This window comes from Psychromonas sp. Urea-02u-13 (assembly GCF_002835995.1).
Classification (GTDB): Bacteria; Pseudomonadota; Gammaproteobacteria; order Enterobacterales; family Psychromonadaceae; genus Psychromonas.
This window is the reverse complement of sequence record NZ_PJBZ01000129.1, coordinates 1-7,096: the sequence shown is the minus strand read 5'-3', so window position 1 is coordinate 7,096 and position 7,096 is coordinate 1. Positions and strand designations below refer to the sequence as shown.

Genomic DNA, 7,096 nt, shown 5'->3' with positions numbered 1-7,096 from the left:
GTGGAAAGTAGTTATCATTAAGCAAATGTTCAGAAACCTCAATTACTAGGTTCTGCCTTAAAGTACGAGATTGTTGCATCAATTCATAAATAAGCCATTGCATACGTACTTTATCCATCAAAATGTCACTGCTGAGGTTAATCGCGATAGGTGGGCATGTTTCCCCGCGCAAAACTAACAAAGCTAATGTTTTTTCTAACATCAAGAGGTCAAAACGTTTCTGCAAGCCACACTTTTCAGCCATCGGCAAAAAAACACCGGCAGCAATAACTTCGCCATCATAGCCAATAATACGAGGCCACAGCTCAGAATAAAGCTCTGTCATACTGTCTCTGAGCATAAGTCGTTGGCGATAAAGTAATAGGTTATCTTTCTCTAAGATCCCTTCTAATAGTGAGCGCCACCTTACGGTCCCCTTAGGTAAACTCGCTTGCTTAATACCTTGTTCAGCCAAAAACCAGCCACTTACTTTTTGATGTTTTGCCACCGTAGAAGCACGGTTAAGATCATCCATAATAATCAAGGGTTTTTCACCACAATAAAAATTAACCACACCTATATGGAAAAAATCATCAATCGATAAAATCTCGGGTAACTGCAGCTGTAATAACAATTTAGTCAGTTGCTTGGCTGCCACTTCTGTTTCTTCATAGGACATTTGAGGAATAATTAAAACAAACTCAGATTTTGCTATACGCCCATAAAACGGATCTTCATAACGGTTTACAAATTCAGTCAATAATTCGGTGATTTGTAATAAAAGAGCATGACGTTTCGCTTTGCCATAATTATCTTGAACCAGATCTAATTCTGAAAACTTAATCTGCAATAATGCGCTTGATAAAATAGCGCCATCAACCGCAGTAACATCCAGTTGATTTTCAAAAGCTAAACGATTGCCAATGCCGGTTGTATCATCTAAAAACGCTTGGCCACGAATATGTGCATCGAAATGACTACGCTCTTTTTTGCTTTCATCAAGTTTTTGATTAAGCATATCTAACGCTTTACTAGCCAGTTTTGGCCATTCTTGTGCATCGGCAATACGCGCAGTGGGGTTATTTTGTAAAATATATTTGGCACGTTGCTCTAATAGCTCCGCCCCTCTGAATTGCCTTTTAATCCAACGAAGAGAAAAACCAAGCAGCAATAAACTAAAAAGAATGGCGGCCCCCACCCCTAACAAGGGAGCAATGGCGAAGTTCAATTCTTGATAAGGTTGTCTAGTGTGGATAATTAATGAGGTATTGGGGTAACGCGCCAATTTATATTGATAACGCAACAGTAACTTACTGGAGAAAAAATCACGGCTTTCATAATAATTTTGAAATAATACTTTATCTTCGCGTTTTATTTGTAAACGGACAATGCCAGAAGCGTCCAATAAATCAGGTAACCAAACATCAAATTGTTTTTTGACGACATGCTTATCCAATTGGCGCTCTATCACCTGAACCACACCATCGATACGATTATGATGATACTTCAGGGAGAATGCGCGTAAGCTAAAAAGCCCCCCTACCAAAATCAGCCCGATACAGCTCAATACAACCGTTGTTGTTATAAACGTAAATTTATCCCTGCACGCGTTAATAATTAAACCTTGAATTTTAATCACAATCAAAATGGAAAGTGTACAATATCACGAACAATTAAAAGTAAAAAACAGGAACCGTCATGTCAGTCACAAATACAACATATTCAAATCCAAGTAAATTATTACAACGCAACGAAGCGCTATTTGAAGGTAAAAATATTTTAGTCGCAGGTAATATGGATGACAGCTATCCACTGCATTTACAATCATTAGCCGCGTCGAGTACTTTCTGCTTTAGTGATTACAGTCATTTTAGTGAAATCAATGATAAATTGACGGAATCTACCTGTGTATTTACTGACAACTATCAAGGTGAGCGCGTTTTTGATCTACTGCTTATTTTTATACCAAAAGCTAAAAAAGAAGTGCAATACCTACTGGCTAGCTTAACGCCGCATTTAGCACAGGGCGCGTCAATTATTTTGGTTGGCGAAAAGAAGTGTGGCATTAAAAGCGCAGGCAATTTATTAGCGCCTTATGCTGGTCAAGTTAACAATGTAGATTCTGCTCGACATTGTTCTCTTTTGTACTGTGAGCTAAGTAATGAAGTCGCGCCATTTAATCAGGCAGATTGGATTAAAACTTACCCAATTAAAATTAATGATATCACCCTGCAAATATGCTCTTTACCGGGTGTATTTAGTCACGGCGAATTGGATAAAGGCACAGAGTTATTACTGCTTAATTTACCCAAAAATCTGAAAGGTGATTTACTCGACTTTGGTTGTGGTGCAGGCGTTATTGGTTGCTATATTCAAAAATGCTTCCCAGATTTAGCTATAGATATGATTGATATAAATGCCTACGCTTTAGCCAGCGCTAAATTATCGCTGATAAAAAATAAACTTAATGCTAATGTTTTTTCGTCCAATGTATTTTCTAATGTAGAAAATAAATATAATACATTACTTTCTAACCCGCCTTTCCATTCAGGTAAACAAACTAATTATGTTGCGGCAGAAACTTTTATCAATCAGTCTCCTAGCTATTTAAAAGCACGTGGTACTTTATCAATTGTTGCTAATAAGTTTTTGCGCTACGAGCCATTATTAGAGGCTAATTATACCAACCTCACCACTTCTCAACAAAATAACAAGTTTAAAGTGCTGACCTGCCTCAATAAATAATCAAAATCAGCATTAGATTACTTTTATTTTTTTGGCTTTTTTGATATTGTCTCCAGGCTGTATATGGATTAAGTTGCAAACACGATTTGTTACAAATTTATGACACCTATTCCCCTTTAATCTGGAGACATTTATGTCTGGCATTCTTGCTATGATTCTTGCTGGCGGTGAGGGCTCACGCCTTTATCCATTAACCTCCACAAGAACAAAACCTGCAGTACCTTTTGGTGGTAACTACCGCCTTGTTGATTTTGCATTAAACAACTTCGTCAATGCAGATTTAATGAAAATATATGTATTAACGCAATTTAAATCCCAATCATTAAATATTCATTTACGTAAAGCGTGGCGTTTGTCAGGAATTTCAAATCGATTTATTGAAGCTATTCCTGCACAACAACGTGTTAATAAAAACTGGTACAGCGGTACAGCGGATGCTATCTACCAAAATGCACGTTTTATTGAAAAAAATGCAGCAGATCATGTTTGTATTTTTGGTAGTGATCACATCTATAAAATGGATGTGCAACAAATGGTTGAATACCACAAGCAAAAGGCAGGTTCATTAACGGTAGCAGCCATTCGTGTGCAAAAATCTGAAGCTTATCACTTTGGTATCATCGAAGTAGATGAAGAAGGACGCATGATAGGGTTTGCAGAAAAACCATCCGTTGAAGACGCTAAAACGATTCCGGGTGATCCAGACCATGTATTAGCCTCAATGGGTAACTACATCTTCAAATCTGACGTATTGCTAAAAGAGCTTTATGAAGATGCAAAAGATGAAAACTCTAGCCATGACTTTGGTAAAGACATTATTGGTAAGCTTTACCCTAAAGGTGATGTGTTCATTTATAAATTAAGTGATAACAAAATTGAAGGCGAGCCAGACACTGCTTACTGGCGCGATGTAGGTACGCTTGATTCGTACTGGGACGCACACATGGATCTGCTTGCTGATAACGCCCCTTTCTCGTTATATAACAAAAATTGGCCTCTACATACTTATCACCCACCTTTGCCTCCAGCGACCTTTCGTGACAGTGGCGATACAGTAAGTGATGTTTCTAAATCACTGATTGGTGCAGGCTCATACATTAATGGCGCAAAAATTGAAAACTCAGTATTGGGTTTCCACAGTCATTTATGTAAAGGCGTCATTATTAAAGACAGCATTTTATTGGGTAATGTGAAAGTAGGTGCCGGTGCACGACTTAACAAAGTGATCCTCGATAAAGGGGTAGAAATTGCGCCAGGTACTGTGATTGGTGAAAATTTAGAAGAAGATCGCAAACAATTCACCGTCTCTGATAATGGTGTTGTTGTTATCGCTAAAGGCACAAAAGTCGGTTTTTAATCCCCACTACATAATATAGGTTTTAATATGGCAAAAGTTCTATCTATGATTTTAGCGGGTGGCGAAGGCTCTCGACTTTATCCTTTAACACAGTCTCGTACTAAACCTTCTGTTCCTTTTGGTGGCAGTTACCGTTTAGTCGATTGTGTATTAAACAATTTTGTAAATTCGTCATTGTTACGTATTTATGTTTTAACGCAGTTTAAATCTCAATCGCTTAACGAACATTTAAATAAAGCCTGGGGACTAAACAGCATCACAGATACATTTATTGATGCCATTCCAGCGCAAATGCGTACGGGTAAACATTGGTATAGCGGTACAGCAGATGCTATTTATCAAAATCTGCAATTTATCGAATCTGATGAAGCAGACTTAGTGTGTATTTTTGGTAGTGATCATATCTACAAAATGGATATTCGTCAGAAAATCGCCTTTCATCAAGAGAAAGACGCAGTATTGACTGTATCGGCAATTCGTTTACCAAAAGAGCAAGCGTATCATTTTGGTATTATCGAAGTAGATGATGAAGGACGCATGATTGGTTTTGCAGAGAAACCATCGGTTGCAGAAGCAAAAACAATTCCAGGCGACCCTGACCATGTATTAGCGTCAATGGGTAACTATGTTTTTAGCTCTCAAGAACTACAAGATGAATTGATTCGTGATGCTGCAGACGAAGGCTCTAGCCACGATTTTGGTAAAGATATCATTCCTCACCTTTACCCTGAGGGTAAAGTGTTTGTCTATGACTTTACTACAAATACCATTGCTGGTGAAACAGGTGAAACATACTGGCGTGATGTAGGTACGATTGAATCGTACTGGGAAGCAAATATGGATTTGATTAAATCAGAGCCCGCTATTTCTTTGTATAACCGTAAATGGCCAATGCATACCCATTACCCAGCATTACCACCGGCAAGTTTCCGTGATAGCGACCAGTTTATTTGTACTATTCGTAAATCTTTGATTTCTGATGGTTGTCATATTTCAGGCGCAACGATTAAAAAATCGGTATTAGGGTTTAACTCCGTTGTAGGTACCAACAGTAATATTTATTATTCAGTATTACTTGGTGATACTAAAATCGGTAGCAACTGTATTTTAACTAAAGTAATTGTCGATAAAGACGTACATATCGCAGACAATGTACAAATTGGCGTTAATTTAGAAGAAGATAGAAAGTGCTTCACAGTGTCAGATGACGGTATTGTGGTCATCCCTAAAGGCGCTAGAATTGGTTTCTAATCAGTTATAAACTCGTCTACAAATAAGCCACAGCTTGCTGTGGCTTTTTCTTTTTTATTAGGAGTGATCGAATGGATCATCGTAAATTAAAAATTCTTTTTGTTTCATCTGAAGTTGAAGGTTTCTCAAAAACAGGTGGCCTAGCTGATGTGGCTAAAGCATTACCTATTGAGCTACGAAATTTAGGCCATGAAGTTAAAATCATCACCCCTTTTTACCGTACTATCAATCACCGAGAGCATGCACAGCATCGTTTTAACTTAACGCTAAATACCGATTGTGCACGCCCAGATATCCAATTCCAAGTACATGAATTAAACCTTGATGGTATCCCAGTATTAGGTATTGATAACGCGCATTATTTTGACAGAGCGGGTTTATATGGCGAAGATAACCATGCCTACCAAGATAACGGAGAACGTTTTGCGTTCTTCTGTTTAGCGGCCCTTCAAGCCTGTGAAGCGGATGATTTCACACCCGATATTATTCACTGTAATGATTGGCATACTGGCCTTATTCCCTATTTATTAAAAACACGCTACCACGATCATTATCGTTTTACGCATACAAAAACCGTATTAACAACGCACAATGCGTGTTACCAAGGTATTTTTGATAAATCACAACTCAACCTTATTTCTGAAGTGAGCAGTTGTATGGATGAGCGTGTTTTAGAAAATTATAATTACATTAATTATCTCAAAGTCGGCTTAACCTATAGCGATAAAATTAATACAGTGAGTCCAAACTATGCCAGCGAACTATTAACACCGCTCGGTTCACACGGTATGTCACATCACTTTTTAGCACGTATTCATGATTTTGAAGGCATCTTAAATGGCTGTGATTATAATGACTGGAATCCTGAAACAGACAAATACATTCCGGCTAATTTCAGCGCTGATGATTTAAGTGGTAAAGCGATCTGTAAAGCAGCCTTGCAAAAAGAGGTGGGATTACCAGTAAGCGATCACCCTATGTTTGGTATGGTTTGTCGTTTGACTGATCAAAAAGGCTTTGGTTTGATTATTCCAATGCTGGAACGATTTTTAAAACATAACTTGCAACTGGTTATTGTAGGCTCGGGTGATCCTGCGATTACTGGGCAACTTAATGCGATCATGGCGCATTACCCTGAGAAGTTTAAGTTTATTGATATCTACAGTAATAAACTGTCACATATGGTTGAAGCTGGCGCAGACTTTTTCATGATGCCTTCTATCTTTGAACCTTGTGGTTTAAATCAACTTTACAGTTTAGCTTACGGCACATTGCCAATTGTACGTGCTGTCGGTGGATTAAAAGATACGGTCCTTGATTACGACCAAGATCCTGATCATGCTAACGGTTTTGTTTTTTATGATACAAACCCGAATCAATTACTTAATCTACTACGTCGTGTTTTATTGTTATACATTGAGCACCCAGAAGAGATGTTGCGCTTAAAAACGCAAGCAATGCGTTCTCACTTCTATTGGTCAGATGCAGCGAAACATTACGAACACCTCTATTACAATGCACTTTACCAGCACCATAACTGGTAAATCCTCTAAAAAGCCAATCTCCCTGATTGGCTTTTTCAACACACCCCTCAAAAAAAAGATCTACTTGTTATAAAAATCACATAAAAGTTATACTATTAACTAGGAATTAATTTTATTCGCAATACTCAATAGAAGACAAATACACGAGTGTTCGTCTAAGAGGCAGTTAAGTTAAGTTAAGTTAAGTTAAGTTAAGTTAAGTTAAGTTAACTTAAGTTAA

The 7,096-nt window shown here is 37.8% G+C and carries 5 protein-coding genes; 4 read left to right on the top strand and 1 reads right to left on the bottom strand.

The annotated features are described in order from the left end of the window. Nucleotides 1-1,450: EAL domain-containing protein (locus tag CXF74_RS20120; RefSeq protein WP_232772603.1), on the bottom strand; the 1,450-nt coding region annotated here is incomplete at its 3' end. A gap of 227 nt (nucleotides 1,451-1,677) precedes the next feature. On the opposite strand from CXF74_RS20120, the gene rsmC reads away from it, so the two are divergent. The 4 genes from rsmC (at nucleotide 1,678) to glgA (ending at nucleotide 6,876) form a co-directional block, all read left to right on the top strand. Further along, nucleotides 1,678-2,724 carry a 16S rRNA (guanine(1207)-N(2))-methyltransferase RsmC gene (rsmC, locus tag CXF74_RS20115; protein ID WP_101084311.1) on the top strand — a complete coding sequence of 349 codons (1,047 nt, stop codon included), beginning with the start codon at nucleotides 1,678-1,680 and terminating at the stop codon, nucleotides 2,722-2,724. Nucleotides 2,725-2,857: 133 nt separating this feature from the next. Continuing rightward, entirely contained in the window at nucleotides 2,858-4,081 is a 1,224-nt protein-coding gene (gene glgC, locus CXF74_RS20110; protein ID WP_101084310.1) for a glucose-1-phosphate adenylyltransferase, read from the top strand. Nucleotides 4,082-4,108: 27 nt separating this feature from the next. Beyond that, on the top strand, nucleotides 4,109-5,332 hold the full coding sequence (gene glgC, locus CXF74_RS20105; RefSeq protein WP_101084309.1) for a glucose-1-phosphate adenylyltransferase: 1,224 nt from the start codon (nucleotides 4,109-4,111) through the stop codon (nucleotides 5,330-5,332). Nucleotides 5,333-5,403: 71 nt separating this feature from the next. Beyond that, nucleotides 5,404-6,876 (top strand): glycogen synthase GlgA, encoded by a 1,473-nt coding sequence (glgA, locus tag CXF74_RS20100; RefSeq protein ID WP_101084308.1) that lies wholly within the window; start codon nucleotides 5,404-5,406, stop codon nucleotides 6,874-6,876. The last annotated feature ends 220 nt before the right edge of the window (nucleotides 6,877-7,096 follow it).

Bases quoted from the DNA above. Each gene is read 5' to 3' on its own strand.
- rsmC (WP_101084311.1), top strand. From the start codon at position 1,678: ATGTCAGTCACAAATACAACATATTCAAATCCAAGTAAATTATTACAA.
- glgC (WP_101084310.1), top strand. From the start codon at position 2,858: ATGTCTGGCATTCTTGCTATGATTCTTGCTGGCGGTGAGGGCTCACGC.
- glgC (WP_101084309.1), top strand. From the start codon at position 4,109: ATGGCAAAAGTTCTATCTATGATTTTAGCGGGTGGCGAAGGCTCTCGA.
- glgA (WP_101084308.1), top strand. From the start codon at position 5,404: ATGGATCATCGTAAATTAAAAATTCTTTTTGTTTCATCTGAAGTTGAA.